The sequence below is a fragment of the Asanoa iriomotensis genome, assembly GCF_016862515.1.
Lineage (GTDB): Bacteria > Actinomycetota > Actinomycetes > Mycobacteriales > Micromonosporaceae > Asanoa > Asanoa iriomotensis.
Window position 1 is genome coordinate 41,383 of the sequence record NZ_BONC01000024.1, and the last position, 25,172, is coordinate 66,554.

A 25,172-nucleotide genomic window follows, 5' to 3' on the forward strand; every position below is an offset into this window, starting at 1 on the left:
GGTCGGGGCGGAAGCACGACTTTGGTAGGGGTTTCCTGTCGTACCGGCGCCGTACGCTCTGCGCATGTCCGGTCTGCTGTTCGCGTTGCTCGTGCCCGAGCCGCCGGGCAGCGCGGGGTCGCGCACGCGGGACAGGCTGGCCGACGGTCTCGCGGTCGGGGTCGCGCTCGCCTACGGCGGCCTGATGCTGTCCATCGGCGACGCGACCCGGCCCGGAGCGTTCGTGCCGTGGCCCGTCGACGTCGCGATCGGCGTGCTGGCCTGCCTGGCCCTGCTGGCGCGGCGGCGCTGGCCGGTCGCGGTCGCCGCCGCGCTGCTGCCGGTGACCGCGGTGTCGGTGATGGCGACCGGCGCCGCGATCGTCGCGCTCTTCACCGTGGCCGTCCGCCGCCGGGCGCGGGTCGCGTCGCTGCTCGGCGCCGGCTACGTCGCGGCCGGCCCGATCTATTTCCTCCTGCACGACCGCCCCGAGTTCCCCGTGTGGATGGACGTCGTGGCGCGGGCCGGGCCGGTGCTGGCGGCGATCGGCTGGGGCCTGTTCGTCGGTGCCCACCGGCGGCTCACCGGGTCACGGGTCGACCAGGCACGGCTGACCGAGCGGGCCCGCATCGCCCGTGAGATGCACGACGTGCTCGCCCACCGGATGTCGCTGGTCAGCCTGCACGCGGGCGCGCTGGAGGTGCGCACCGACGCACGGCCCGAGGAGATCTCGGTGGCCGCCGCGGCGATCCGCGGGAGCGTCCACGACGCGTTGCAGGAGCTACGCACGGTCATCGGCGTGCTGCGCGAGGGTGCGGTCGGCCGGCCGGAGCCGCCGCAGCCCGGGCTGGCCGACCTGCCGGAGCTGGTCGACGGCGCCCGGGCGACGGGGATGGCCGTCACCTACACCTACCGGGTCCCGTCGCCCGAGCCGGCCGCGGTGCTGGGCCGCACGGCCTACCGCGTCGTCCAGGAAGGGCTCACCAACGCCCGCAAGCATTCCCCCGGCGCGGCGGTCGACGTGCTCCTCGACGGCGCCGCCGGTGGCGACCTGCGGATCCGGATCACCAATCCGGTGCCGGTGGGTGCGGCGCCCGGCTCCGGCGGCGGCCTGGGCCTCGTCGGGATCGGCGAGCGGGTGGCGCTGGTCGGCGGTCGCGTCGAACACCGCGCCGCGAGCCACGAGTTCCGCCTCGAGGCGTGGCTACCGTGGCCGGGGTGACCCGGCCGATCCGGCTCGCGATCGTCGACGACGACCCCATGGTCCGCACGGGCCTGCGGATCCTGGTCGGCGGCTCGCCCGACATCGAGGTGGTCGCCGAGGGCGCCGACGGCACCGAGGTCGACGCGTTGGCCGACGCGCACTGGCCCGACGTGGTCCTGATGGACATCCGGATGCCCAAGGTGGACGGTCTGGTCGCCACGCAACGGCTGCGCGCCCGCAGGTCGCCGCCACACGTCATCGTGCTGACCACGTTCAACGCCGACGAGCACGTGCTCGACGCCCTGCGTGCCGGCGCCAGCGGATTCCTGCTCAAGGACACGCCGCCGCTGGACATCATCGCCGCGGTCCGCACGGTCGCGGCCGGCTCGGCCACGCTGTCACCGGCGGTGATCCGCCAGCTCATCGACCACGTCGCCGACCCGGCGGCCGCACCGCGCCGCCGCACCGCCCGGGCCCGCCTGTCCCGCCTCACCGACCGCGAGCACGAGGTCGCGGTGGCGCTGGGCCGAGGCTGGTCCAACGCCGAGATCGCCGCCGGGCTGTCGATGTCGGTGCCCACGGTGAAGGGCCACGTCTCCCGACTGCTCACCAAGCTCGACCTCAACAACCGAGTCCAGGTCGCGCTCCTGGTGCACGACGCCGCACTCCTGTAACGCCCGATGTCATCGGTTGTCCGGGCGCCGGTCGGCTCCCGGCAACCCGTGCGGCGTTGGCTCGGTGTCCACGCTGGAGGGAGTGGTATGGCTACCGTCAACCGACGTCAGCTTCTGCTCACCGCGGTGTCCGCAGGCGCGGCGTCCGTGGTGCTCGACCCCGTGAGCTTCGCGTCCGCCACGGGTCCCGGGCCGCAGACCAGGACGCTGTCGGGCACCATCGCGTACGGGGCGCCCGACTGGGTCTACATCCCCGTCGACGTCCCGAGCGGGGTCAACCGGATCAGCGTCACCTACAGCTACGACCGGCCGGCGCCGCCACCCGGCTACGAGGGCAACGCGCTCGACATCGGCGTCTTCGACGGCGACGGCTTCCGCGGCTGGTCCGGCGGCTTCCGGGACAGCTTCACCGTCAGCGCGTCCGACGCCACGCCCGGCTACCTGCCCGGGCGGGTCAAGCGTGGCCGGTGGCACCTCATCCTCGGGCCCTACCGGGTCGTGCCGCAGGGCCTGCGGTGGACCGCCACCGTCACCCTGGAGTTCGGGCCGGACGGACCCGCCTTCACGCCCAGGCCCGCTCCGCACAAGGCCGCCGGCCGCGGCCGGGCCTGGTACCGCGGCGACATGCACCTCCACACCGTGCACTCCGACGGCCGGCGCACGCCCGCCGAGGTGGCCGCCGGTGCCCGGGCCGCAAAGCTCGACTTCATCGTCTCCACGGAACACAACACCTCGAGCGCGTCGGGCGTCTGGGGCGCGTACGCCGGCCCGGACCTCCTGATCATCGACGGTGAGGAGATCACCACCCGCAACGGCCACTACACGGCGCTCGGGCTGCCGGCCGGCACCTGGATCGACTGGCGCTACCGGGCCGCGGACGGCTCCCTCGACCGGTTCGTGCGGGACATCCACCAGGCGGATGCGCTCGCGGTCGCCGCACACCCGCTCGCGCCGTGCGTCGGTTGCGGGTGGAAGTTCGGCTACGAGGGGCTCGACGCGGTCGAGGTGTGGAACGGGCCCTGGACGCTCGACGACGAGGCGGTGCTCGCCAACTGGGACAACCTGCTGGTCGAGGGCAAGCGGTGGATCCCGGCGGTCGGCAACAGCGACGCGCACAGCGAGCCACAGGTGATCGGGCTGCCGCAGACGGTCGTACACGCCGATGGTCTGGATCGGAAGTCGATCCTCGCGGGCGTCCGCGCGGGGCGCTCCTGGATCGCGGAGTCCGCCGCGGTCGAGGTCAGCTTCATCGCGAGCACGGTGCGCGGGCGCACCGCCGGCATCGGCGAGCGGCTCGACGTCGACGACGACACCCCGGTCACCGTGGACCTCACGGTCAGCGGCACGCCCGGCTGTGTCGCCCGAATCGTCACCGACCAGGGCCAGCGCCTGCTCGCGCCGCTGCCGGCCGACGGTCAGGGCACCGTCTCGTGGACGACCACGCCGCGCAACTCGCGGTACGTGCGCGCCGAGATCCGCCGCCCGCAACCGACCGCGACGACCGCGGACACGATGGTCGCCCTCACCAATCCGATCTTCCTCGGCAACGCCTGAATCCCATGGAGGAAACCTTGTCCGATCTCACCGTCAGCCGCCGGCAGGTGTTGGCGACGGCCGCCGTCGCCGCCGGCGCCCTCGTCGCGGCCGAGTCACCGGCCGCCGCACACGGCTCGCACGACACCGCGGAGCCGTTCCCGCTGGGCGTGGCCAGCGGCGACCCCACCGCGTTCAGTGTCATCCTGTGGACCCGGCTCGCCCGCGACCTCTACTCGGTGGAGGGGCTGTCGCGCCGCTCCGTCGAGGTGGGCTGGGAGGTCGCCACCGACGAGCGGTTCCGGCGTGTGGTGCGGCGCGGCAAGGTTCTGGCCCGGCCGGAGTTGGCGCACTCGGTGCACGTCGACGCGGTCGGGCTCTCGCCAGGGCGTGAGTACTTCTACCGCTTCAAGGCGCTCGGTGAGGTGAGCCCGGTCGGGCGCACGAAGACCGCGCCCGCGGCCTGGGACAACCCGCGCTCGCTGCGCTTCGCGATCGCCAACTGCCAGGACTTCCAGAACGGCTACTGGCCGGCGTACGACGCGCTCGCCGCCGAGGACCTCGACCTGGTCGTGCATCTCGGCGACTACATCTACGAGTACGACCCGGACAGCCGCTTCGCCGACCGCAGGCACGTGGCGCCGCAGACGCTCGGCCTCGACCAGTTGAGCACCCTGTCCGACTACCGCAACCGGCACGCGCAGTACAAGACCGACCCGGCCCTGCGCGCGGCGCACGCGGCGTTCCCGTGGGTGGTCACCTGGGACGACCACGAGACGGAGAACAACTACGCGTCGCTGATCGACGAGGCGGACACCGGCGAGCGCCACCAGACGCCGGCCGAGTTCGCCAAGCAGCGGGCGGCCGCCTACCAGGCGTACTACGAGCACATGCCGATCCGGGCCAACCTGCGGCCGGGCAGCCCCGACCTGCGGATCTTCCGCCGCTTCGACTACGGCCGGCTGCTGCGGCTCAACGTGCTCGACACCCGGCAGTACCGCACCGACCAGCCGGGCACCGCCGACTTCGGCCCGGTCGAGGCGGGCCTGGGCAACACGACCGGCACGCTGACGGGCCGTGACCAGGAGCGCTGGCTTTCATCGCAGCTCATCGGGTCGCCGGCCCGCTGGAACGTCATCGCCCAGCAGGTGATGATGAGCCGGACGCTGTTCCCGAACCCGGCGCTGGTCCCGCCGACGATGGCCAACCTCGACCAGTGGGACGGTTACGCACCGCAGCGGGCGCGCCTGCTGGGCATGCTCGCCGACCACCGGGTGGCCAACCCGGTCGTGCTGGCCGGCGACATCCACTCGACGTGGTTCAGCGAGCTGCACGAGAACTTCGACCGGCCGGACATCGCGCCGGTCGCGGTCGAGTTCGTCTCGACGTCGATCAGCTCCGACTTCCCGGCGGCCTTCGACGCACCGGTCAAGGCGGCGAACCCGCTGTTCAACCCGCACGTGAAGTACTTCGACGGTCTCAAGCGGGGCTACCTGCGGTGCGCGGTGGACCGCCAGGTGTGGCGCACGGACGTCCGGACTGTGGACTCGATCGAGACCCGCACGTCGCCGATCCGCACGCAGGCGTCGTACGCGGTCGCCGCCGGCACGAACCGCATCCTCCCCGCCTGACCGGTCCGGCCTACCGCGCCCACCCACACGGGCGCGGTAGGTTGCGGGTCATGACCGATCGTGAAAACGCGCGCCGCGCGGCCGCCGCGCACACCGAGGCGTCCCGCGAGCTGGAGGCGTTCCTGCGCCGGGTGCCCGAGGTGCCGGCACCGGAGCACGTCGCCGAGTTCGCGACGCTGCTGGCCCGCGAGGAGGAGATCCGCGCGGAACGGCAGGACGCCCTGGACGCGTTCGGCCTGAGCGCGCCGAGCATCGACGAGCCCTGAGGCCGGGCCCGCGGTGACCGCACCGCTGGTGGTGGTCGACGTCGCCAACGTCATCGGCGCCCGCCCGGACGGCTGGTGGCGCGACCGCGCGGCCGCGGCCACCCGCCTGCGCGACGAGTTGGCCGCCGCGGTCGCCGCCGGCCAGCCGATCGGCGACATCCCGCCGCCGGTCGACCTGGTGCTGGTCGTCGAGGGCCGCGCGAGCGGCGTCGGCCCGGTGCCGGGCGTCGAGGTGCTCGCCGCGCCCCGCTCGGGCGACGACACGATCGTCGAGGTGGTCCGGGACCGCGCCGGCGACCGCCCGGTCGTGGTGGTCACCGCCGACCGCGAGCTGCGGGGCCGCGTAGCCGCCCTGGGCGCCGTCACCCACGGCCCGCGCTGGCTCCGCCCCTGATTGTGAAGGCGGAGTTGGTTTCGCGTGGGATGGCCGCGGCGACGGCCTTGGCGGCGCGGCTGCATCTGCGGGTCGACGACGTGCTCGTGATTCAGAATTCGAACAAGCTCGCTCTGCGTCTGTTGCCGTGTGACGTCTTCGCCCGAGTGGCACTGATCGGCGAAGAGGTAGCCGCGTTCGAGGTTGACCTGGCTCTGCGACTCGCGGGGACCGCGAGCCCCGTGGCCGCGCCGGCGCCCGGCGTCGAGCCGCGGGTCTACGAAAGCGACGGCTTCGCCGTGACCTTGTGGACCTACTACGAGGCCGTGGTTCCCGACCAGGACTGGCCAGACGCGTATGCAGACGCGCTCCACCGCTTGCACACGCGCATGCGGGGCGTCGAGATCACAACCCCGCACTTCCTGGACCGAGTCGGCGAGGCCGAACGACTGGTCACCCGAAGAACGGAGACGCCCGCACTCGCCGAGGCCGACCGACATCTCCTCCTCACCACGCTGCAGAACGCTCGTGAACGCATCCACGGCCGCGGCGCCGCCGAGCAGCCGCTGCACGGAGAACCGCATCCCGGCAACCTCCTCAACACCCGCAACGGCCCGCTGTTCATCGATTTCGAGACGTGCTGCCGCGGACCCGTCGAGTTCGACGTCGCCCACGTGCCGGAGGACGTCAGCGCACGCTATCCGGGCATCGACCAGGTTCTGCTCGCGGAATGTCGACGGCTCGTGCTCGCGATGGTCGCGGCTTGGCGCTGGGACGTCCGCGACGAGTTCCCCAACGGGCACCAGCACGGCCGAAACATCCTTACCCTGCTCCGCCAAGGTCCCCCGTGGCCCGCACTCGGCACCCTCGCCACCGAGTAGGAGACGGAGACCCGGACCGGTGAGTGCCCAGCAGTAGTATCCGCCGGTGCAGCGAATCGAGGTGACCGACGAGGGGATCACCGTGACGTCGGTGGCCGAGCCGCTGATGTCGGCGTATGGCCGGGAGATGCGGCCGGGCGCGACCAGTGTCTACGCGCTGCCGTGGGATGAGATCGACGGCGTCTCGCTCTCAGCGATGCTGCTGCCGCCCGACGGCGAACGCTGGGTCGACCTGACGGTCGACGTCATTTCAGGCGAATATGTCGAGGTACACGAAGACGCCGAAGGCTTCACCGACGCGGTGCGGAAGCTCTGCCGGTTGTCCGGGCTCCCGGTGCCCGACTCGGCGGCATTGACGACGGACGGGCTGGTGATTTGGCCACCATCCGGCCCATCCTGAACCTTTCGCCGGTGTGACGACGAGGCGCTGCACCTGCATCCTAGTGGAAATCGTCGGCGGCTCGTGCGGCGATGGCCGCGTACTTGCGGTCCGGGCGTTCCGGGAACTGCTGTTGCAGGCGCTCGAGCTCGACGAAACCGGCCCTTGCCAGGCGGGCTGAGAGTTCGTCCACCGGCCAGCGGTACGCCGTGAGGACCTTGTGGTCGAACTCGGCCACCTCGTCGTCGCTGTCGAAGAAGCCGATCACCACGCTCCCGGAAGGCGTCAGGATCCGGCGGAACTCGGTGAGGACTCGGTCCAGCTCGGGCGGCGGCAGGTGGATCGTCGAATACCAGGAGAGGATGCCGGCCACCGAATGGTCCGAGATGTTCAGTTCGGTCATCGAGCCCAACCGGAACTCCGGCCCAGGAAAGGTCGCCCGCGCGTGGTCGATGAAATCGGGGACCAAGTCGATGCCGGTCACATCGGCGCCGAGCGAGTACAGGTAGGCGGTCCAATGCCCCGGTCCGCAACCGAGATCGAGCACCGGGCCGTCCAGGCCGGCGAGGTGGCGCCGAACGAGGGCCGTGTCGTCCACATGGGACTCCCAGTCACCGTCGAACAGGGCGATGTACTGCTCTGACACCGACGAATAGGCATCACGTACGCGTTGGCTCATGCGGGGTTGACCGTCTTCACCATGACGCAGTTCTTCAGCCCTTTGGGCCGGTCGTAGGTGAAGCCGAGCCGCTCGTAGAGGCGGCGGGTGCCGTTGTAGAGGAACGACGACGACATCTTCCTGGTCTGGTCGGTCAGGTCGTGGGGATAGCTCTCGACCCGCCCGCCGCCGGCCTGTGCGATCAGGTCGAGCGCACCGGTGATCGCCAACTCCGTCACGCCCTTTCGCCGATGGCGCTTGTCGACGAAGACGCAGGTGATCCGGTAGTCGGGGTCCGCGGTCTTGGTGGCGTCGTACTGCTTGCGGTGGTGGAGGGTCGGCAACTCGACCGGGGTGCCGTACTCAGCCCACGCGATGGCGTCGTCGCCGTCCATCACCAGTGCGGCATGCGCCTTGCCCTGCTCGACGTAGGCCTTCTTCAGCGCCCGGTTGGCCTCCGCGCCCTGGCCGCGCTCGGGACCGTCAGGGTGGAACCAGATGCACCAGCAGCCCCCGAAGATGCCGTTGTGCCGCTGCACCAGCGCATCAAAGGCGGACCAGGTCTCAGGGCTCAGAGGCGCGACGGTGTACGACGACTCGGTGGCCATACGGTTCACCGTATTCGAACCCGCGGGCCGTGCGCGACGATCGTCCGGTGCAACGTTTCGACAGCGTCGCCGGCGGCCTGGTGGTGGGCACTGCCGTCCGCGCGACGATCATCAGCCACGAGCGGTGGGGAGTCATGGCCCAGGTTCTGGGACATGAGTCGGTGGGCGCGTCGGTCGACGGCGGCTACATCGACAGCCCATCGGGCTCATCGCGGGCGCTGCCCGCGGAGTACCCGCCAGTCGGGGCGCAGGTCGGCGCGCTCGTCGTGGAGGTCGACCGCTACCACCCGCCCATCTGGATACGTCTCACGACCCGTGCCGCGGACCTGCGTGAGTTCAGCCGGCCGTGCGGATGTTGCGGCCGGCCCACCAACCTGAGCCCCGGCGGCGACGGCGTCACCGTCGATGTCCGCAGCAGCGACGGGCCCGGATGCGCCTCGTTCGTCGCGCACCGCTCCTGTCTGGCCGACCGCCTCAACCCGGATTTCAACGGCGACCGCGCGCGGGTCAATGCGGTGGGACACCACCAGCCGCCGTAAGCACCGCTCGAACAGCAGGCCTCCCCCGGGACGAACCCTCGCGCCCTTGACCCGCCGTCGCGCTCTGTGGTGGTCAGGCGGCCGTGAAGGCTAGGACTTTCGGCCAGGTGTCGATGCGGGCCGCGGCGTCAGCCTGGCGGGTGCCGCCCAACGCCCGGACGCCGAAAGAGGTGCCGGCGGCGAGGTACGGGAAGCTGCCGACTCCGTGGCCCGCCTCCGGATAGATCAGGGCCTGGTGTGCGGCGGTGCCGTCGGCGTCGGCGAGGCGCCGGGGCTGAACCAGGCCACCTCCGATCGCCGGTCGCCGTCGCCGTCGGCCTCGACGGTCGCCTCCGCGCTCCAGCGCTGGCCGTGGCGGTCGGTCGCCCGCGCTGCGACCGTGACGGTCTCGCCGGCTCGCTACTGGACGACGACGTCGAAGCGGTCCACGAGCATGTACGTGCCCGATCGTTTGACGCCGCGCAGCGTGTGTGAGCCCGACGGCAGGCCGCGGACCGTGTAGATGACCTGCTGAGTCAGGCGGGTGCTGCTGGTGGTGTCCACTGTGGCCCGCAGGACGCCGTCCAGGTAGATGTCCACCAGACCCTGGTCGGAGTAGCGCTCCGACAGGAAGTCGATGCCGGTGCCGTTGAAGGTGTAGGTGAACGAGCCGCCGTTGGTGGTGGTGTAGTGCACGTCGTCGTTGTAGTCGCCGAAGCCGCGGGCGCTGCTGACCGACCAGCCGCTGCTGTACGTCGCCACGTTGTCGTTGAAGCGCTGCACCGTGCCGGCGGCCGGGTAGAGCTGTGACGGCGGCACGATCTGCGCCGGCGTGTTGGGGCTGCTCCAGATGAGCTTCAGGTAGGCCTCGCCGCCCTGTTCGGTCTGTTCCAGGCGGATGTCGTGCCGGCCGGCGGTGAGTGTGACGCTGCCCTGGTCGATCGTCGGTCCGTGTGGCGTGGTGTTGTCGATGACGAGTTGGCCGTCGATCCACAGCCGGACCGTGTCGTCGGACACGGTGGTGAACGTGTACCTCTCGGAATACCGTGGCTCGATCGAGCCGGTCCACCGGCTGGCGAAGTTGTCGGTGCCGATCGACGGCGCGGGGGATCCGCTGAACCGCCAGGCGTAGTTGACGGTCGGGTCCGTGCGGGTCACCGTCGGCGCGCCGCTGAAGGTGGTGTTGTTCCAGAACTCGGCTTTGAGGCCCGCGCCGGTGCCGACCGCCGTCGGTGCGGGTGTGGTGATGTCGGCCTCGATGACGGTGGCGATGGCGTTGGTGGCGCCGCCGCTGGGCAGGAAGTCGTAGCCGTCGCCGGCGGCGCGCACGCTCACCGGTGACGCACTGCCGAGCACCCGCGCGCCCGTGACCGTGAACGGCGACCGCTGACTAATGTGGAGAGTCGTGGCCCAGCTGTTGACGACGAGGTAGAGCTTGTTGCCCTTGCGGGTCACCTTGCCCCAGGCGGGTTGGGCGACCAGGCCCGTGTAGCCCGCGCCGGTGATGGCCGCGCCGTTGGTGGTCATCCAGTTTCCGACGCCGTTCAGGGCACCGGACTGCCCCGCCGTGACCGCCCCGGTGGGCGTGGGGCCGATGTTGAGCAGCAGGTTGGCGCCGTTGCTCGTGAGGTTGGCCAGATCGCGTACGAGCTGGGTCGGCGTCTTGAAGCTGGTGTCCCAGGCCGCGTACCCCCACGTGTTGTTGATGGTCATGCAGGTTTCCTGCAGCTGCGCCGAGGGCGGTGAGCCGGCGAGGGCCTGTTCGGGGGTGCCGTAGTCGCCGTCGACCGGGCGGCGCTTGCCGATCCGGTTGTTGGTGACGATCTGGGGCGAGATGCCGCGGACGAAGCGCTCGAGATCCTCGCCGTTCTGCTCCGACCACGGGTTGGTGGGGTTGGTCTCGGTCCACTCGCCGTCGAACCACAGCAACGCGGGGTCGTAGTCGGTCACGAGCTCCTGGAGCTGTGCCTTCATCTTGGTGACGTAGGCCGGGAAGTTGGCGACGAAATCCGGGTCGTGCCAGTCCCAGATCGAGTAGTAGAAGCCGAGCCTGATGCCGTTGGCGGTCGCGGCGTCCTTGAGCTCGCGCAGGAGGTCGCGGGAGAAGCCGGCGTGGTCGCGCAGGTTCCACCGGTTGACCCGGGTCGGCCACATGGCGAAACCGTCGTGATGCTTGGAGGTAATCACGATGTACTTCTGACCTGCCTGCTTGGCCATCTGCACGATCGCGTTCGCGTCGAACGACGCGGGGTTGAAGGTGGCCGCCCTGGCCTCGTAGTCGCTCCACGGAATGTTGCACTGCCGCTTGATCCATTCGGCGTCGCGGCAGGTGCCGTATTGACCCTGATAGACGGCGTACGGCCCGAAGTGGATGAACATGCCGAAGCGGGCCTCGTCGAACCAGCGGGTGCGCGGCCCACTCAACGCGTCGTCGACGACGTAGTTGTCGCCCGGCGCGGCGGCGACGGGCGCCGACGGGATGACGATCGCGGCCGCGGCCGCGATAAGCAGCGACAGTCCGATCCGAAGCGTTGCTCGCATGGTGCCCCCTCGCCGGCTAAGAGATTGAAATAGCTCGATAATACTCCCGAAACATCGGACGTCCGTCAATCACCTGAGGGCGAAATCCAAGGACGAAGCCCAAACTATGGTGGATTGATCGGATGACCTCTTGGACCTCGGTCTTGATCTCAGTTGCGCGTCGAGGAGCGTCCGGTTCAGTCTTCGACAACCAACTCGAGGAGGTCGCATGACGACCCTGGCCGACCGGCCCAACTCCGCGCTGCTCGTCATCGACGTCCAGAACGGGGCCGTCGTCGAGGCGCACGACCGCGACCGGGTGATCGCGAACATCAACGCCGCCGTCGACAAGGCGCGGGCGGCGGGCGTACCCGTGATGTGGGTGCAGCATTCCGACGACGAGCTCCTGCCGGGCACCCAGAGCTGGCAGTACGTGCCGGAACTGACCCGTCGCGACGGCGAGCCGGTGGTGCACAAGCGCTACGGGGACGCGTTCGAGGAGACCGAGCTGGAAAGTCTGCTCGCGCAGCTGCGGGTGGGCCACCTGGTCCTCACCGGGGTCCAGACCGACATGTGCATCCGCTCGACGTTGCACGGCGGCTTCGCCCGCGGCTACGACGTCACGCTGGTCGCCGACGCGCACACGACCACGGACCTCACCTCGCGCGGCGCGCCGCCCCCGGCGCAGGTGATCGCGCACACCAACCTCTGCTGGCACGAGCAGCGCGCACCCGGGCGCCGGGGACGGACGGTGGAGGCGGCGCACCTCGACTTCAGCGTGGAGTGAGTCCGGCCGTCCAGCCCCAGAACTCGCGATGGGCGTCGACGGCCCACGCCGAGATCGCGGCCAGGTCCGGGTGCGCCGGCAGCGGCGTGCGACCGGTGTCCAGGTGGTCCTGCACGGTCGCCTGGACCTGTTCGATCTCGGCCAGCACCGCGGCCAGGTCGCGGACCTCGCCCCGTTTGACCCGCAACACCCGCTCGCGCTCCGGCTCCGGCATCGGCAGCGTCAGCCGCCCGTCGCGGACGATCTCCCATCCCTGGTACGCGAGCCGCAGCGCGTGGGACGCGTACTTGACGTCGTAGCCGTAGCGCGCGACCAACTCCGGCCGGTTGGGCATGTCGCTGCGCCGGCCGCGACCCAGCAACCGGTCCCGCTGGCCGTTCATGTAGCCGAGGAACCGGTGCACCGCCTGCTGCGAGAGCAGCGCCGGGGCGAGCGCACGCAGCTGCCGGCCCAGCGGCCGGCACACCAGCACCGCGTCCTCGGGGGCGTAGAGCGGCAGCAGCACGGTCGGGTTGCCCACCGTCGCGAGGCGCAGGTAGCGGCGCAGCGAGTACATGACCAGGTCCGTGTCGCCGGGTCCGCTGCGGGCGCCCTCGGGCTGGGTCCGCCACACGTAGTGGCTCGCCGGGGCGTGCAGGCCGATGACGTGCTCGGGCGGCTCGACGTACACACCCAGCTCGTCGTGGTCGTCGGTGCCCTCGATCGCGATGCCGTGCACCCCGGACCCGACCACGGTCCGCAGGATCTCGCCGGAGAGGGCGACGTCCCGGTCGCCGTACTCAGCCTGAAGGGCGGTCATCGCATGATCATGCGCGGCGAACCACGATCACGCACCGGCATTAAGGCCGCGGAGGACGGTCTCCGCGTGGTCGTCGGCGCGGCGAATCCGTGCGGGTGCAGGGCCGCCCGGAACAGGTTGGTCGGTTCGCCGCGCACGTCCACGGGAATGCCCGCGACCAGCCGGCGCGCCGCGTAGCCCGCCGCCAGCAGCCAGTCGTTGCGCTCCCGCAGCGGCAGGTCCAGCTCTTCGGCGATCCTCGTCAGCAGGCCCGCGCTGGGCTTCGACTTGCCCAGCTCGACGAAGCTCAGGTGGCGCGGCGAGACGCCGATCTCGTGCGCCAGGTCCAGCTGGCTGCGCCGGGCCAACGTCCGTTGCCGGCGGATCAGGTCGCCGACGGTGGCATCTGTCACAGAAAACCACGATAACGAGTACCTCCCAGGTATTCGCCTTCGTGTCCGTCCAGCACGCAGGATGGCGAGGTGCTCAGAAGTATGGAGGTGGACAGTGGCCGTCGAGGTCCTCGAGCTGCTGCGTGACCGTATGCGGCAGGAAAGCGCGCCCGGCCGGCGCAACGACGACGCCCGCCTGGTCCTGCTGATCGAAGGGGGCAGCTCGCGCGGTGCGTACTCCAGCGGCATGGCCGTCGCGATCGAGCAGCTCGGGCTGTTGTCGATGTTCGATGCCGTCTACGGGAGTTCCGCGGGCGCGCTCAACGGCGCGTGGCTGCTCTGCGGTCGCGCCGAGCGCACCATGCACGCCTGGTGGGACCGGACAATCATGCGGACGACCATCGACCCGCGGCGCGCGCTGCTCCGGCAGCCGGTCGTGGACACGCGCTTCCTGATACACACGGTCTACACCGAGATCATGCCGATGGGGTTCCAGGAGATCCTGGACAGCCCGGTCGAGTTCCACCCGATCGCCACGCACGCCGGCACGGGCGAGGCGGTCGACCTGCACGCGCACGTCCGTGACCAGTCGAGCCTGCAGGCGACGCTGCGCGCGTCGACCGCGATGCCGCTGCTCGCGGGCGAACCGGTCGAGATCGACGGGCAGCGGTACGTGGACGCCGGAGTCAGCGCGGCGGTGCCGGTGCGGACGGCCCTCGCTCAAGGAGCGACGCACCTGGTCGCGCTGCGGACCCGGCGCGTCGACGAGAAGGCGTCGGCGCCCTCCCGCGGCGAACGCCTGTTGCTGTCCCGTTGGTTCGCCCGGCAGGCACCGGGCGCCTACGAGACCTGGCTGCGCCGTGCGACGCTGCGGGCGGAGGAGGAGCGCCTGCTGGCCACCCACCCCGCGACCCTGCAGATCCGCCCTCCGCTCGGCAGCGCACGGATCGGCCGCACCGAGCGACGCCCGGGCCCGCTGCGCGCGGCCGTCGACGCGGGCCGACTGGCCGCATCGCACGCGCTACAAACCGACTTCACGAGTCTCGCCCCGAGCTGAACCGGCCACTCTGCGCTCGTAGTAGCGGATCTTCCCCTGCAGGTGCTCGTGCTGCTGGTCGAGCAGGCGCATCTGTTCCTGTACGCGGAGCGCGTGGTCGCGGAGCAGGGCGAGGCGGTCCGTCTCCGTCTCGGTGCCGGCCCGGGACATCTCCGCGAACACGCACATCTGCGCGATCGGCATGCCCGTGTCGCGCAGGCAGCGCAGCACGCTGAGCCAGTCCAGGTCGTCGTCGGTGAAGACGCGCTGGCCGCCGCGCGTGCGGTCGATGTCGGCCAGCAGGCCGATCTTCTCGTAGTAGCGCAGTGTGTCCAATGTGAACCCACTGCGCCGGGCCGTCTCCGCCGGGGTGTAGACCGTCATCACCGGAACATACCTTGACCTGGAGCGCACTCCAGACCCCAGGCTGAATGCCATGACGACGACACGAGTCCTGGGACGCAGCGGCATCGAGGTTTCCGCGATCGGCATGGGTTGTTGGGCGATCGGCGGGCCGTTCTTCGGTGGCGACGGCGAGCCCTACGGGTGGGGCGAGGTCGACGACGACGAGTCCGTCCGCACGGTCCACCAGGCGCTGGACCTCGGTGTGACGCTGTTCGACACCTCCAGCAACTACGGCGCCGGGCACAGCGAGCGCATCCTCGGCCGCGCGCTGGCCGGGCGGCGCGACCAGGTGGTGATCGCCAGCAAGTGGGGACACACGTTCGACGAGTCCCGCCGGCTGATGCTCGGCACCGACAGCTCGCCGGACTACCTGGTCCGCTGCCTCGACGGGGTCCTCGACCGGCTCCGCACCGACTACCTCGACCTCTACCAACTGCACCTGAACGACCTGCCGGTCGACGACGCGCTGGCCCTGGTGGACACGCTCGAAGATCTGGTGACCAAGGGCAAGATCCGCGCGTACGGGTGGAGCACGGATCACCCGGCCAAGGCGGAGGCGTTCGCCAAGGCGGGCACCCACTGCGCGGCGATCCAGCACGACCAGTCGGTGCTCAACGACAACGCCGACATGATCGCGGTGTGCGAGGCGCAGGACCTGGCGAGCCTGGCCCGCGGCCCGCTGGCGATGGGGCTGCTGACCGGCAAGTACCACGGCCGCACGACGGCGACCGCCGCTGACGACGTGCGTACCCTGTCGCCCGAATGGTTGCCCTGGTTCGACAAGGGCATCGCCTCGCCGGAGTGGACACGGCGGGTCGACCAGCTCAGGGCGGCGTTGACCGCCGACGGCCGGACCCTGGCGCAGGGCGCGCTCGGCTGGCTGATGGCCCGCAGCCCGGCGATCGTGTCGATCCCAGGCGCGCGGACGCCGGCGCAGGCGATGGAGAACTTCGCGACCCTGGCGAAGGGTCCGCTCCCCGCCGACGCGATGGCCGAGATCGATCGTCTTCGGTGACCTGCGGCCTCCCGGCTGCCATGCTGGACGGAAGGGAGGAAGCGGACACGAGAGGATGGTCATGATCGACCTATCGGGGGACCCGCCGTCCGCGGTGGCGCCGCCTGGCTCGGCCTTCACGCGCATGTCCCGGCGGCAACTGCTGCTGGCCGGCCTTTGTGGACTGGCCGGTGGCGCCGCCGGGGCGTACGCCGTCATGTCTCTGACCCACAGCGACGATCCGGACACGGCGGCACACAGCGTCACCACCGTCGACCCGGCCGGCGATCCAGAGCAGTTCGTCGACCTGGCGACGCTCGGCCCGGCGGTCACGGTGGCGATCCGGGCGTCGGGGCGGTGCGCGGTCACCGTCGGGGCGACCATCGCGTACGGCTCGGCCGACGTCGACGTGCTCTCGCAGGCCGGCGCGATGTCGTTCGAGGCGAGCGGGGCCAACGAGCTCCCGCCGAGCCTGGAGCGGGCCGCGCGGTCGTCGCTGTCGCTGGGTGGTGTGGGGGTGCCGTTCACCGTCACGCAGCCGGTGGCCTCGACCACGATCCTCGACGACCTGCGGCCGGGGCGCACGACCTTCACGGCGAAGTACCGCGTCGAGGGTGGCTCCCCCGTGCCGGTGTTCTTCAGCTACCGCTCGATCATGGTCACGCCTCTCTGACGCGGGCGGGCGTCGCGGATCAGCGTCAGCACGATGACGGCCAGCCCCAGCAGCGCGACGACGGCGTTGGCCGTCGTGAGGAAGACCGCCTGGCCGACGGTGGCGTGCGCGAGGTGGCTCAGGTGGAAGAAGAAATGCGGCACGGCGAAGACGGAGTACGCCGCGGCGGCGGGGATCGTGAACACGGCCCGCGGCTTGACCAGCGCGATGCCCAGCAGGAGGGCGAGGCCGAGGGTCGCGCCGCCGAAGTCGCGCGCGTAGTGCTCGCTGAACGGCGGCGTGAGCGTGACGGTCGGGAAGTGGTCGTAGAAGCTCCTGGGAAAGACCTGGTTCCAGAACCCGACGACCAGTTCGTCGAGGAACAGGATCGCGAGGGCGATCCGGATCAGCAGGGTCATGTCAGGTGGACCGAGCGACAGCGGAATTCGTGACGGCGTCACGAACGGCGTGGCTGCTCGGTCCACCTGGTGAGCACCGACCCGGGCCGGGTACCTGCCTAGGCGTGCGGCGGTACAGGTCACGACGATGGTGCGGGCGGTGATGGTGGGGCAGGAGAGGGCCTTCGCGGCGTTCGAGGCGGTCCGGCCGAGGCTGTTCGGCATCGCGTACCGGATGCTCGGCAGCGTCCCGGACGCCGAGGACGTCGTGCACGACGCCTGGCTGCGCTGGCAGCAGGCCGACCGCGACCGGGTGCGGGACCCGGACGGGTTCCTGATCACCACGACGTCCCGCCTGGCGATCAACGCGGCCACGTCGGCGCGCGCCCGGCGCGAGGTCTATCCAGGACAGTGGCTGCCCGAGCCCGTCGACACCGCCGCTGACCCGCTGCTGCGCCTTGAACGGGACGAGTCGGTCGAGCTGGCGATGCTGTTGCTGCTGGAGCGGCTGTCGCCGGCAGAGCGCGCGGTGTACGTGCTGCGCGAGGCGTTCGACTACCCGTTCCGGCAGATCGGCGAGGTGCTCGGCACGACCGAGGCGAACGCGCGGCAGATCGGCCGCCGGGCCCGCGCCCACGTGGCCGAGGAGCGGCACGACCCGGTCGCGCGCGCCGACCACGGCCGGCTGCTGCGGTCGTTCCTCGCCGCCGCCCGGACCGGCGACCTCGACCAGCTCGAAACCCTGCTGACCGAGACGGCGATCTCGTACGCGGACGGCGGCGGCACCGTCCGGGCGGCCCCGATGCCCATCTACGGCCGGGAGAACGTGGCGCGGTATCTCGTCGGCCTGATGGCGAAGTTCGGCCACGACCTCACCTTCGAGATCGTGGAGTCCAACGGCCAGCCGGCGATCCTCGCGTCGCGGCACACCGCGGCGGCCGCACTGATCGCCATCGAAGTCTCACCCGACGGCATCGAACGGGTCCTGATCACCCTCAACCCCGCGAAGCTGGCCCGTTTCCAGCGACGGGAAGCCTAGGGCTGCCAGACGTCGCCGAGCTCGCCGGCGAGTGAGCGGCCCTGTGCGGTGGCGGCCTCGATCGCCGGCTCCCAGCGGCCCGCGTCGAGCACGTTGGGGCCGAGCGCGCGCAGGACGTCGTCGTCGGGCGCGACCAGGGCCACCCTGGACCGTTGCCGCAACGCGTCGAGCTCGGCGGCCGGGGCGCCGCGCATCCTGATGGGTGCCAGGGGTGCGAGCACGACGACGGTCGCGGCCTCGGCGGCCAGGTCGGCGTTCGTGCCCGACCGGACGCCGCCGTCCATGTAACGGACCCCCTCGATCGTCACCGGCGGGAAGACGCAGGGCACCGCGCAGCTCGCCGCCACCGCGCGGTGGAGCGGGACCCCGGAGCGGTCGTCCCAGACGACCGGGGTGCCCGACTCCGCGTCCACGGCGGTGACCAGCAACCGGCGGCCGGGCCAGCCACCAGGCGGCAGGCGGCGGCGCAGGGACTCGACATACGGCTCCTCGGCGCCGACCTCCGCCGCCAGCGCCAGTTCGCCGACGCGGGCCCGTACCTCTGCCGGGTCGCGGGTGTCGTCCCCGAGCAGGGCGAACACCTCGCTGCCACGGGCCCATTCCGGACGGATCGGCGGGTCGTCGGCGCCCAGCCGTGACTCGATCTTCGCGGCGTCGACGGGGTCGAGGCCGGAGGCGAGGAGAGCGCCGGTGACGGAGCCGGCGGAGGTGCCGACGATCAGGTCGGCGTCCGTGAGGTCGACGCCGACCTCGCGAAGTCCGATGAGGAGCCCGAGCTGCCAGGCGATGCCGGTTATGCCGCCGGCGCCCAGCACGAGTGCGGAGTCGACCACGGCACCATGGTTATCACGCCTGCGTGAACTGTCACTTCTCGAGCGCGTCGAGCAGGTCCTGCAGCGCGCGCGTCATCGCGGTGAAGCGTCGGTCGCCGATCAGGTCGGCCCAGTGCCGCTCGATCTCGGCGACCCGGTCGCCGGCGTCGGCCAGGGCGGCCCGGCCGCGGGCGGTCGGGACGATCAGCTTGGCGCGGCCGTCCTGCGGGTCGGGCTGGCGTTCGAGGTAGCCGAGGCGCTGCAGGTCGTTCACCAGCTCCGACGTGGCGGCCAGGCTGAGCTGGGCGCGGGCGGCCAACTCCGTGAGCCGGGCGCCGCCGTAGATGTTGCCGAAGATCTGCAGGTGCGGCTCGCGCAGGTCGCGGTAGCCGGACGCCGCGGCCGGCTCGAACATCTCGGTCCGGAACTGGCGCAGCAGGCGGACCAGGAGCTGCCCGACGGCAGCCCGGTCGGTCGGCAGGTCACTTGACGTCGGCTTCACGACGGGATGATACTTCGGAAACCGAAGCTTTGGGTTCCGAAGTAATTCTTGGAGGGGCAATGGCGACCGTGGCCACCCGGGTGGGCCGGCTCAACGTGGCGGTCGAGGGTTCCGGACCGCCCGCGGTGCTGTGGCACAGCCTGTTCGTCGACTCGACGACGTGGGCGCGGCTGCGCCCGTCGCTGGCCGCGACGCGGACGCTGGTGCTGATCGACGGGCCGGGACACGGCCGCAGCGGCGCGGCGCCGGGCCCGTACACGTTGTCGGACTGCGCCGTCGCCGCCCGCGAGGTTCTGCACGGCCTGGGCGTGACCGGCCCGGTGGACTGGCTCGGCAACGCGTGGGGCGGCCACGTCGGCGTCTACTTCGCCGCGGAACACCCGGACGCCTGCCGCAGCCTGACTACGATCGCCACACCGATCCACGCGCTGCTGCCGGCCGACCGGCGCTCGGTCCGGCTGCTCTACACGCTGCACGGCCTGGCCGGCCCACGCCCGGTGGCGGGCATCCTGACCGACGCGCTGCTGGGCAAGGGCTACGGCAGGAAAGACCCGGAAGCGGCAGCGGTCGTACGCGCGTCCTTCGTCAACGCGGACCGGCACGGCATGCGCCAGGCGATCCACTCGATCAGCCTGAACCGCCCGGACGCGACGCCGTTGCTGGGCCAGGTGAAATCCCCTGCTCTGCTCACCACGGGTGCTGACGATCCGATGTGCACACCGACCGACACGGCGACGTGGGCGGCCCAGATCCCGGACGGCCGGTCACTGACACTGCCGGGCGGGGGCCACCTCGCGCCGCTGTTCGACCCACACACCGCCGACGTCATCACCGACTTCTGGACGAACTGCCGCTAGCGGAAGCAGGGGATTCGTACCCGGTGATCGCGCAAAGCTGGCTTGGGGTCTTCGACGTCTGCAGGTGCATCAGCACCGCTGCGCGCACCGGTCCGACGAGCCGGCTCAGCGCCGATGGTGCGACCGTGCCGGCCGGATCGACGAGGAGGCCCGCACATGGGTAGACCACGACGTAACGGTGCGGCGCGAACAGGCACAGCCAGCCGTCGCGCGACAGCGTCGGGATGAAGGAAAGCCGCGCCTCGGTCAGGTCGACTCCCACACCCAGGTGAGCAGGTCGGCCGTGCGGTCGACTACGACGCCTTCGCCGCCAGCGGCCCAAGCTGACTGATCGGGCCAGGAGCGGTGGTCAGGTCGCTTTTCGCGCGAGCAGCAGCCGGCACCGGGGGCTGCCGTCGCTGTGGCGGCCCAGGGTGTCCAGGTCGATGGCTGACGCCGTGAAGCCTGCGGCCGTCAGGTCGGCGAGGACCTCGGGTGTGCGGTTGGTGCGGTAGTACATGACGAACGGCGGGCGCCACACCGCGTTGCGGGCGCGCATGGTCAGGTCGAACCCCAGCGTGACCCAGTGCGCGACCGAGGTCGCCGGCGGCACGGTGCCCACCGGGAAGGCGAACAGCCCGCTGGGGCGCAGCGCGCGGTGGACCCCGGCGAACAGCGCCGGCCGTTCCGCGGGCAGGAAGTGGCCGAGCGCGCCGAAGCTGACCGCGAGGTCGAAGCCGTTCGCGAACGGCAGGGCCCGGACGTCGGCCCGCACCCAGGTCGCGTCCGGATGGGCGTCGCGCGCCCGGGCCAGCATGCCGTCGCTGAAGTCGACCCCGGTGATCTGCCCGCGGCACAACGACCGCAGCACCGGCAGGCCCGCGCCGGTGCCGCAGCACACGTCGAGCCCACGGCCGAACGGGCCGTGCTCGGACAGTGCCGCCGTCGTCGCGTCGAGAATGCTTTCAGGCGTGCGAAACGGTGTGTAGTCGAACTTCGGCGCCAGCAGGTCATAGCCGCCCTCGACCGACGAGAGCGCCTGGACACACAACTCACGCAGCGACGGCCCGCGGGGTGAGAACACCCCACCGAGGTTAGTCGAGGCGGATGTTCACCAGGCCGGCGGTCAACTGCTCCTCCGAGTAATTGCGGACGTCCTGGCCGCCGATCATGACCACGTAGGTGCCCTCCCCCGCCGGCACGTCGTTGACGGAGAACGAGAACCGGCAAGTTCCGTCGTCTAGCGCCTGCGATACAGCGAGTTCTCCGCCGCCGAACCCGGCACCAGCGGTCACGACGACCACCGCGGCTCCCTCGACGACGTCGGCGTGGGTTCCGGTGCCGGCACAGCCACCCTGGTCGTCCTTGGTGAACGACGAGCCGAGCACCACCGCCCCGGACACCACGAAGCTACCGCTGCTCGGGCGATCCGCCACGGCGGGCGTGGGCGGTTGGTTTCTGTTGAGGAACATGTTGACGGCGAGCGCGAGCCCGGCAACGGCACCGACCCACATCCAGATCGGCCGCCGTGCGGGCGGCGACGGCTCGAACGGCTCCAGCGGGCTGCACGACCGGAAGTGTCGTCGTGGATCGTTGATCTTCGCAACCCCGCTCTACGCCGGGACAGCGACCGCTTCGCGGAGGAGGCGGCGGGCCAGGACCAGGCGGGACTCGTCGTCGTCCAGGCCTGGTAGGTCCGCGACCAGCGTGACCGTGCCGTCCAGGAAGGCGCGCAGGGCCTGCGCGCAGCCCGTCGGGAACGTCACCGAACGGTCGAACAGCCGCAGGCGGATCTTGTCCGTGTCCAGCGGTTCCAGGCGCCAGCGCAGGCCCGGGCGCGGCACGATGCGGTCGGCGGCCGTCAGCGCCGTGGCCGCCGCCGCCTGGGCCATCGGGCGCAGCGGGGCCGGGCGCGTCGCCGGCCACGTGCGCCGGCGCAGCCGCTCGGCCACCGCGACCGGGGACGCCGTCTCCAGCCACGAGCGCAGCGCCGCGACCGTTTCCGTCAGCTCCGGCTCCAACTGGTCCGGGTCGCTCACGTCCAGCGCGTACGGCAGGCTCGCCCGCAGCCGAGGTGCCTCCGCCGCCTCGGACAGCAGCGCCTCCACCAGGGCGTACCGCGTCAAGGCCCGCACGCCGACCGTCAGGTGCAGCGACGAGTCGTCCTGCGCGGTCGCGCTGTGCAGCCAACCGCGCGGCAGGTACAGGGCGTCACCGGGTGCGAGGACCACGTCCATCGCCGGTTCGCCCGCCGCCGTGGCCGAGACCTCCTCGGCGCGGCCGCCCCAGGCCTGCCGTTCCAGCGGCGCCTCCAGCACCGGCGGGTGGATCCGCCAGCGCTTGCGGCCGTCGACCTGCAGCACGAAGACGTCGTGCGTGTCGTAGTGGGTCGAGAAACCCTGGTTGCCGGGTGGCGTCAGATAGGCGTTGATCTGCAGCGGCTGGCCGAGCGCCGCGCTCAGCTCGCCGGCGAAGTCGATCAGCGGCGGCCACGTCCGGTGCAGTGCCTGCAGCACCAGGGTCGCGCCGTCCGCGTACAGGCCGAGGATCTTCTCGTCCAGGACCTGGTCGTCGATCTCGGCGCCCGCGCCGCCGCCGCCCGTGTACCGGCTCGTCGGCACCAGCGCGCCGTCCTTGGCGATGCGCAGGAAGGGCGTACGCAGGCCGCGCCGGCTCAGCAGCTCGTCCGCGTCCGCGGGCGAGAGAAGATCCATGAACCCCTCGGGACCGGCCAGTTCCGCCGCGCGCGACAGCAAGGGCGCCTTACCCCAGTAGGCGCCCGCGAACTGGCCCGGGTCGACGCTGACGCAACGGGTCAGCGCCGGGCGGTGCGTCCCGCCCGGCGCCGTCCCGTCAGGCACCGCCGTCGGCGCCACCGTCGTGGCCGCTCGGGTTCGTGCCGCCGTCCGCCGGGCCCTCGCCCGCGCCGCCGTCGGCGCCGCCGTCGCGGCCCTGCGGGTTCGTGCCACCGTCGGCGACACCCTCGTCCTTGGAGGCGCTGCCATCGGCGCCGCCGTCGTGGCCGCCCGCGTTGGTGCCGCCGTCCGCCGGACCCTCGCCCGCGCCGCCGTCGGCACCGCCGTCCTGGCGACCCGGGTTCGCGCCGCCGTCGGCCGGCCCTTCTCCGCTGCCAGCTCCGGTCGTGGCCATGTCGTCGTCGTCGAGTGTCATCGAGTCGCCCCCTCGCGCTTACGACGCCCCGGGGTGCGGGGCGTTCCAGCCGTCCTCGTACCCGTCGAACGATCACCTGTAACCCCAGAATGACCGGTCCGGACGCGCCTGCGGGGCTGATTCCGGGGTAAGTCAGGACCCGTGATCCTCGTCGGCACCTCCGGTTGGCAGTACCGCGACTGGCGTGGCCCGTTCTACCCCGAGAAGCTGCCGCAGAAGGCCTGGTTGGCGCACTACGCGGGCCGGTTCGCCACCGTGGAGGTCAACAACGCGTTCTACCGTCTCCCCGAGCGCGACACGTTCGTCAAATGGCGCGAGCAGACCCCCGACGACTTCCAGATCGCCGTCAAGATGAGCCGCTACCTCACCCACATCAGGCGCCTCAACGATCCCGCGGAACCCGTCAAGCGCTTCCTCGACCACGCCGACGGGCTGGGTGACCGGCTCGGACCGGTGCTGTTGCAGCTTCCGCCGAACCTCAAGGCCGCACCGAAGCAGCTCGATGCCGTGCTGACCGAGTTTCCGCGCACGACCAGGGTCGCGGTGGAGCCGCGGCACGAGAGCTGGTGGACCGACGAGGTGAAGGGCGTCCTCACCGACCACGCCGCCGCGCTCGCCTGGGCCGACCGGCTCGGCCGGCCGGTGACACCGCTGTGGCGCACCGCCGGCTGGGGTTACCTGAGGTTCCATCAGGGACGGGCGACACCGCGGCCGAGGTACGGGCGCAGCGCGTTGCGCACCTGGGCGGGGCGGCTGAAGGCGGCGTTCGGTGCCGGCGCGGACGCGTTCGTCTACTTCAACAACGACACGGGCGGCGCCGCGGTGGTCGACGCCGAGGCGTTCGCGCGGCAGGCCGCCGCGGCGGGATTGCAGCCATCGCGTACGCCATGAGCCCGCGGGTCCTGGTCACCAACGACGACGGCATCGACGCCGTCGGCATCCGCGTGCTGGCGGACGCGTTGCGCGCACGCGGGCTCGACGTCGTCGTCGCCGCCCCACGCACCGACTCCAGCGGCACGAGCGCCGCGCTGACCGCGACCGAGGACGACGGCCGGGTGCTGATCGAGCGCCGGGAGCGCGGGTACGCGATCGCCGGCTCCCCTGCCTACATCACGCTGCTGGGCCTGCACGGCGCCTTCGGTCCCCCGCCGGACCTGGTGGTGTCGGGCATCAACCGGGGCGCCAACGCCGGCCGCGCGGTGCTCCACTCGGGGACGGTCGGTGCGGCGCTGACGGCGTCCGCCGCCGGCTGCCGGGCGATGGCGGTGTCGCTGGACATCCTCTCCGTCTCTGCGGCCACGACGGCCAGCGGCGGCGCGGCGATGCGGATGTCCACAACGGACGAAGCCGCCCGCAACTGGTCCACCGCCGCCGCGACCGCGGTCGACCTGGTCGACGCGCTGCTGGCCGCGCCCGACGGCGTGGTGCTCAACGTCAACGCACCGGACCTGCCGGCGGAAAAGTTGCGCGGGGTGCGCCGGGCGACCCTCGCCGCGTTCGGCCAGGTCCAGCTGGCCGTGGTGGAAACCGGCGACGGCTTCGTCCGCACGGCGTTGGCGGAGTCCGGCGAACACCTGGTGCCGGGCACGGACCTGGCCGCCCTGGCCGACGGCTACGCCACGGTGACCGCCCTGCGCGCACTGGCCGAGCTGGACGTGCCGGGCGTCGCAGACCGCTAAGACCCCCCGGCGACCGCGGCGGTCTCCGCGTCCCACAACGCGATGACGACGCCGAGCACGAAGACCTGGGCCGGCACTGGCACGCCAGGCAGATCCAGCTCGACCTCGCGTCGCCAGGCACTGGTGCGGCGCGCGTAGCCCACCGCGTTGTCGCCGACGTAGAGATCCTGCCGCTGGCTCCACATCGAATGCCGGCGGAACGTGTAGGTCTGGCCCGCGTAGCTGACCGTCCACCGCTTGCGGCCCACCCGCTCGGCCGCCGCGACCTCGCCGCCCATCTCGTCGACCATCGTGGACTTCGTGCCCCAGGTGCTGGACCGCACCTCGAACCGGCGGCCGTCGAGCGTGAACGCCCCGCCCTGCTTCCAGAAGGAGGCTTCCCATGTGGTCAGCGGGCGGCCGTCGAGCGCGACGTCGTATCGGTTGCGCCAGGCGCTGGCCGGGCGTGCCGTGAGCATGGCCCCACG

The 25,172-nt window shown here is 71.6% G+C and carries 32 protein-coding genes; 17 read left to right on the forward strand and 15 right to left on the reverse strand.

The genetic code is table 11. The features are described from left to right. Positions 1–64 precede the first annotated feature (64 nt). The 8 genes from Air01nite_RS18240 to Air01nite_RS18275 all read left to right on the forward strand — a co-directional run bounded on the left by Air01nite_RS18240 (position 65) and on the right by Air01nite_RS18275 (position 6,941). Complete coding sequence (locus tag Air01nite_RS18240) at positions 65–1,201, forward strand: sensor histidine kinase (protein WP_239090781.1); 1,137 nt, start codon at positions 65–67, stop codon at positions 1,199–1,201. Next, positions 1,198–1,857: a response regulator gene (locus Air01nite_RS18245; protein WP_203703781.1), complete on the forward strand. Its 660-nt coding sequence runs from the start codon at positions 1,198–1,200 to the stop codon at positions 1,855–1,857. The genes Air01nite_RS18240 and Air01nite_RS18245 overlap by 4 nt, the downstream gene beginning before the upstream one ends. A gap of 87 nt (positions 1,858–1,944) precedes the next feature. Next, a complete protein-coding gene (locus Air01nite_RS41160) occupies positions 1,945–3,411 on the forward strand; it encodes a CehA/McbA family metallohydrolase (protein WP_239090782.1) in 1,467 nt (488 codons plus the stop codon). A 17-nt stretch (positions 3,412–3,428) separates the two neighbouring features. Continuing rightward, positions 3,429–5,021, forward strand: coding sequence for an alkaline phosphatase D family protein (locus Air01nite_RS18255; RefSeq protein WP_239090783.1), 1,593 nt, complete (start codon positions 3,429–3,431; stop codon positions 5,019–5,021). A 50-nt stretch (positions 5,022–5,071) separates the two neighbouring features. Beyond that, on the forward strand, positions 5,072–5,287 hold the full coding sequence (locus Air01nite_RS18260; RefSeq protein ID WP_203703783.1) for a hypothetical protein: 216 nt from the start codon (positions 5,072–5,074) through the stop codon (positions 5,285–5,287). A gap of 13 nt (positions 5,288–5,300) precedes the next feature. Beyond that, complete coding sequence (locus Air01nite_RS18265; protein ID WP_203703785.1) at positions 5,301–5,681, forward strand: NYN domain-containing protein; 381 nt, start codon at positions 5,301–5,303, stop codon at positions 5,679–5,681. Positions 5,682–5,728: 47 nt separating this feature from the next. Then, positions 5,729–6,541: a phosphotransferase gene (locus Air01nite_RS18270; RefSeq protein WP_239090784.1), complete on the forward strand. Its 813-nt coding sequence runs from the start codon at positions 5,729–5,731 to the stop codon at positions 6,539–6,541. 61 nt (positions 6,542–6,602) lie between these two features. Continuing rightward, positions 6,603–6,941, forward strand: a complete 339-nt coding sequence (locus Air01nite_RS18275) for a hypothetical protein (protein ID WP_203703787.1) — start codon at positions 6,603–6,605, stop codon at positions 6,939–6,941. Between the two features lie 40 nt (positions 6,942–6,981). Here Air01nite_RS18275 and Air01nite_RS18280 read toward each other — a convergent pair whose 3' ends face one another. Next, entirely contained in the window at positions 6,982–7,599 is a 618-nt protein-coding gene (locus Air01nite_RS18280; protein ID WP_203703788.1) for a class I SAM-dependent methyltransferase, read from the reverse strand. Beyond that, a complete protein-coding gene (locus Air01nite_RS18285) occupies positions 7,596–8,186 on the reverse strand; it encodes a GNAT family N-acetyltransferase (protein ID WP_203703789.1) in 591 nt (196 codons plus the stop codon). The genes Air01nite_RS18280 and Air01nite_RS18285 overlap by 4 nt, the downstream gene beginning before the upstream one ends. Positions 8,187–8,233: 47 nt before the next feature. On the opposite strand from Air01nite_RS18285, the gene Air01nite_RS18290 reads away from it, so the two are divergent. Further along, entirely contained in the window at positions 8,234–8,725 is a 492-nt protein-coding gene (locus Air01nite_RS18290; protein WP_203703790.1) for a hypothetical protein, read from the forward strand. A 399-nt stretch (positions 8,726–9,124) separates the two neighbouring features. Here the strand turns inward: Air01nite_RS18290 and Air01nite_RS18295 are convergent, their stop codons facing one another. Further along, a complete protein-coding gene (locus Air01nite_RS18295; protein ID WP_203703791.1) occupies positions 9,125–11,245 on the reverse strand; it encodes an alpha-L-fucosidase in 2,121 nt (706 codons plus the stop codon). Between the two features lie 208 nt (positions 11,246–11,453). On the opposite strand from Air01nite_RS18295, the gene Air01nite_RS18300 reads away from it, so the two are divergent. Next, on the forward strand, positions 11,454–12,011 hold the full coding sequence (locus Air01nite_RS18300) for a cysteine hydrolase family protein (RefSeq protein WP_203703792.1): 558 nt from the start codon (positions 11,454–11,456) through the stop codon (positions 12,009–12,011). Here Air01nite_RS18300 and Air01nite_RS18305 read toward each other — a convergent pair. Both Air01nite_RS18305 and Air01nite_RS41165 read right to left on the reverse strand, forming a co-directional pair. Continuing rightward, complete coding sequence (locus Air01nite_RS18305; RefSeq protein WP_203703793.1) at positions 11,998–12,810, reverse strand: nucleotidyltransferase domain-containing protein; 813 nt, start codon at positions 12,808–12,810, stop codon at positions 11,998–12,000. The two genes, Air01nite_RS18300 and Air01nite_RS18305, sit on opposite strands and share 14 nt — an antisense overlap. After that, entirely contained in the window at positions 12,807–13,202 is a 396-nt protein-coding gene (locus tag Air01nite_RS41165; protein ID WP_239090785.1) for a helix-turn-helix domain-containing protein, read from the reverse strand. The genes Air01nite_RS18305 and Air01nite_RS41165 overlap by 4 nt, the downstream gene beginning before the upstream one ends. A 94-nt stretch (positions 13,203–13,296) precedes the next feature. Between Air01nite_RS41165 and Air01nite_RS18315 the strand changes: the two genes are divergently transcribed. Beyond that, a complete protein-coding gene (locus Air01nite_RS18315; RefSeq protein ID WP_239090786.1) occupies positions 13,297–14,238 on the forward strand; it encodes a patatin-like phospholipase family protein in 942 nt (313 codons plus the stop codon). Here Air01nite_RS18315 and Air01nite_RS18320 read toward each other — a convergent pair. Next, positions 14,203–14,601, reverse strand: a complete 399-nt coding sequence (locus Air01nite_RS18320) for a MerR family transcriptional regulator (RefSeq protein WP_203703799.1) — start codon at positions 14,599–14,601, stop codon at positions 14,203–14,205. The genes Air01nite_RS18315 and Air01nite_RS18320 overlap by 36 nt on opposite strands. Before the next feature lie 52 nt (positions 14,602–14,653). On the opposite strand from Air01nite_RS18320, the gene Air01nite_RS18325 reads away from it, so the two are divergent. Next, positions 14,654–15,637 carry an aldo/keto reductase gene (locus tag Air01nite_RS18325; protein WP_203703801.1) on the forward strand — a complete coding sequence of 328 codons (984 nt, stop codon included), beginning with the start codon at positions 14,654–14,656 and terminating at the stop codon, positions 15,635–15,637. A gap of 61 nt (positions 15,638–15,698) precedes the next feature. Next, the gene (locus Air01nite_RS18330) at positions 15,699–16,289 is read left to right on the forward strand and encodes a hypothetical protein (RefSeq protein WP_203703803.1); all 591 of its coding nucleotides are present in this window, start codon (positions 15,699–15,701) and stop codon (positions 16,287–16,289) included. Here the strand turns inward: Air01nite_RS18330 and Air01nite_RS18335 are convergent. Continuing rightward, positions 16,259–16,687 (reverse strand): hypothetical protein, encoded by a 429-nt coding sequence (locus tag Air01nite_RS18335; RefSeq protein WP_203703804.1) that lies wholly within the window; start codon positions 16,685–16,687, stop codon positions 16,259–16,261. The two genes, Air01nite_RS18330 and Air01nite_RS18335, sit on opposite strands and share 31 nt — an antisense overlap. A 127-nt stretch (positions 16,688–16,814) precedes the next feature. On the opposite strand from Air01nite_RS18335, the gene Air01nite_RS18340 reads away from it, so the two are divergent. After that, the gene (locus Air01nite_RS18340) at positions 16,815–17,705 is read left to right on the forward strand and encodes an RNA polymerase sigma-70 factor (protein WP_239090787.1); all 891 of its coding nucleotides are present in this window, start codon (positions 16,815–16,817) and stop codon (positions 17,703–17,705) included. On the opposite strand, the gene Air01nite_RS18345 is transcribed toward Air01nite_RS18340, so the two are convergent. Then, positions 17,702–18,538: a patatin-like phospholipase family protein gene (locus Air01nite_RS18345; protein ID WP_203703805.1), complete on the reverse strand. Its 837-nt coding sequence runs from the start codon at positions 18,536–18,538 to the stop codon at positions 17,702–17,704. The genes Air01nite_RS18340 and Air01nite_RS18345 overlap by 4 nt on opposite strands. 31 nt (positions 18,539–18,569) lie before the next feature. Further along, the gene (locus tag Air01nite_RS18350; protein WP_203703806.1) at positions 18,570–19,019 is read right to left on the reverse strand and encodes a MarR family winged helix-turn-helix transcriptional regulator; all 450 of its coding nucleotides are present in this window, start codon (positions 19,017–19,019) and stop codon (positions 18,570–18,572) included. A 59-nt stretch (positions 19,020–19,078) separates the two neighbouring features. Between Air01nite_RS18350 and Air01nite_RS18355 the strand changes: the two genes are divergently transcribed. After that, complete coding sequence (locus Air01nite_RS18355; RefSeq protein WP_203703807.1) at positions 19,079–19,876, forward strand: alpha/beta fold hydrolase; 798 nt, start codon at positions 19,079–19,081, stop codon at positions 19,874–19,876. Here Air01nite_RS18355 and Air01nite_RS18360 read toward each other — a convergent pair. The 5 genes from Air01nite_RS18360 to Air01nite_RS18380 all read right to left on the reverse strand — a co-directional run bounded on the left by Air01nite_RS18360 (position 19,848) and on the right by Air01nite_RS18380 (position 23,026). Continuing rightward, positions 19,848–20,138: a hypothetical protein gene (locus Air01nite_RS18360; RefSeq protein ID WP_203703808.1), complete on the reverse strand. Its 291-nt coding sequence runs from the start codon at positions 20,136–20,138 to the stop codon at positions 19,848–19,850. The two genes, Air01nite_RS18355 and Air01nite_RS18360, sit on opposite strands and share 29 nt — an antisense overlap. Before the next feature lie 87 nt (positions 20,139–20,225). Beyond that, positions 20,226–20,939 carry a class I SAM-dependent methyltransferase gene (locus Air01nite_RS18365; protein ID WP_203703809.1) on the reverse strand — a complete coding sequence of 238 codons (714 nt, stop codon included), beginning with the start codon at positions 20,937–20,939 and terminating at the stop codon, positions 20,226–20,228. A gap of 10 nt (positions 20,940–20,949) precedes the next feature. Beyond that, entirely contained in the window at positions 20,950–21,369 is a 420-nt protein-coding gene (locus tag Air01nite_RS18370) for a hypothetical protein (RefSeq protein WP_203703810.1), read from the reverse strand. Between the two features lie 99 nt (positions 21,370–21,468). Continuing rightward, positions 21,469–22,716: a cupin domain-containing protein gene (locus Air01nite_RS18375; RefSeq protein ID WP_308439974.1), complete on the reverse strand. Its 1,248-nt coding sequence runs from the start codon at positions 22,714–22,716 to the stop codon at positions 21,469–21,471. Further along, a complete protein-coding gene (locus Air01nite_RS18380) occupies positions 22,709–23,026 on the reverse strand; it encodes a hypothetical protein (RefSeq protein ID WP_203703812.1) in 318 nt (105 codons plus the stop codon). The genes Air01nite_RS18375 and Air01nite_RS18380 overlap by 8 nt, the downstream gene beginning before the upstream one ends. A 141-nt stretch (positions 23,027–23,167) precedes the next feature. On the opposite strand from Air01nite_RS18380, the gene Air01nite_RS18385 reads away from it, so the two are divergent. Beyond that, positions 23,168–23,917: a DUF72 domain-containing protein gene (locus Air01nite_RS18385; protein ID WP_203703814.1), complete on the forward strand. Its 750-nt coding sequence runs from the start codon at positions 23,168–23,170 to the stop codon at positions 23,915–23,917. Continuing rightward, the gene (surE, locus tag Air01nite_RS18390; RefSeq protein WP_203703816.1) at positions 23,914–24,705 is read left to right on the forward strand and encodes a 5'/3'-nucleotidase SurE; all 792 of its coding nucleotides are present in this window, start codon (positions 23,914–23,916) and stop codon (positions 24,703–24,705) included. Before Air01nite_RS18385 ends, surE begins: the two co-directional genes overlap by 4 nt. On the opposite strand, the gene Air01nite_RS18395 is transcribed toward surE, so the two are convergent. Then, positions 24,702–25,163: a hypothetical protein gene (locus tag Air01nite_RS18395; protein ID WP_203703818.1), complete on the reverse strand. Its 462-nt coding sequence runs from the start codon at positions 25,161–25,163 to the stop codon at positions 24,702–24,704. The two genes, surE and Air01nite_RS18395, sit on opposite strands and share 4 nt — an antisense overlap. Between the last annotated feature and the right edge of the window lie 9 nt (positions 25,164–25,172).

Excerpts from the sequence above, each read along its gene's own strand:
- Air01nite_RS18240 (WP_239090781.1), top strand. The coding sequence starts at position 65 with ATGTCCGGTCTGCTGTTCGCGTTGCTCGTGCCCGAGCCGCCGGGCAGC.
- Air01nite_RS41160 (WP_239090782.1), top strand. The coding sequence starts at position 1,945 with ATGGCTACCGTCAACCGACGTCAGCTTCTGCTCACCGCGGTGTCCGCA.
- Air01nite_RS18260 (WP_203703783.1), top strand. The coding sequence starts at position 5,072 with ATGACCGATCGTGAAAACGCGCGCCGCGCGGCCGCCGCGCACACCGAG.
- Air01nite_RS18280 (WP_203703788.1), bottom strand. The coding sequence starts at position 7,599 with ATGAGCCAACGCGTACGTGATGCCTATTCGTCGGTGTCAGAGCAGTAC.
- Air01nite_RS18285 (WP_203703789.1), bottom strand. The coding sequence starts at position 8,186 with ATGGCCACCGAGTCGTCGTACACCGTCGCGCCTCTGAGCCCTGAGACC.
- Air01nite_RS18295 (WP_203703791.1), bottom strand. The coding sequence starts at position 11,245 with ATGCGAGCAACGCTTCGGATCGGACTGTCGCTGCTTATCGCGGCCGCG.
- Air01nite_RS18300 (WP_203703792.1), top strand. The coding sequence starts at position 11,454 with ATGACGACCCTGGCCGACCGGCCCAACTCCGCGCTGCTCGTCATCGAC.
- Air01nite_RS18305 (WP_203703793.1), bottom strand. The coding sequence starts at position 12,810 with ATGACCGCCCTTCAGGCTGAGTACGGCGACCGGGACGTCGCCCTCTCC.
- Air01nite_RS18320 (WP_203703799.1), bottom strand. The coding sequence starts at position 14,601 with ATGACGGTCTACACCCCGGCGGAGACGGCCCGGCGCAGTGGGTTCACA.
- Air01nite_RS18325 (WP_203703801.1), top strand. The coding sequence starts at position 14,654 with ATGACGACGACACGAGTCCTGGGACGCAGCGGCATCGAGGTTTCCGCG.
- Air01nite_RS18330 (WP_203703803.1), top strand. The coding sequence starts at position 15,699 with ATGATCGACCTATCGGGGGACCCGCCGTCCGCGGTGGCGCCGCCTGGC.
- Air01nite_RS18335 (WP_203703804.1), bottom strand. The coding sequence starts at position 16,687 with ATGACCCTGCTGATCCGGATCGCCCTCGCGATCCTGTTCCTCGACGAA.
- Air01nite_RS18340 (WP_239090787.1), top strand. The coding sequence starts at position 16,815 with ATGGTGCGGGCGGTGATGGTGGGGCAGGAGAGGGCCTTCGCGGCGTTC.
- Air01nite_RS18355 (WP_203703807.1), top strand. The coding sequence starts at position 19,079 with ATGGCGACCGTGGCCACCCGGGTGGGCCGGCTCAACGTGGCGGTCGAG.
- Air01nite_RS18370 (WP_203703810.1), bottom strand. The coding sequence starts at position 21,369 with ATGTGGGTCGGTGCCGTTGCCGGGCTCGCGCTCGCCGTCAACATGTTC.
- Air01nite_RS18380 (WP_203703812.1), bottom strand. The coding sequence starts at position 23,026 with ATGACACTCGACGACGACGACATGGCCACGACCGGAGCTGGCAGCGGA.
- surE (WP_203703816.1), top strand. The coding sequence starts at position 23,914 with ATGAGCCCGCGGGTCCTGGTCACCAACGACGACGGCATCGACGCCGTC.
- Air01nite_RS18395 (WP_203703818.1), bottom strand. The coding sequence starts at position 25,163 with ATGCTCACGGCACGCCCGGCCAGCGCCTGGCGCAACCGATACGACGTC.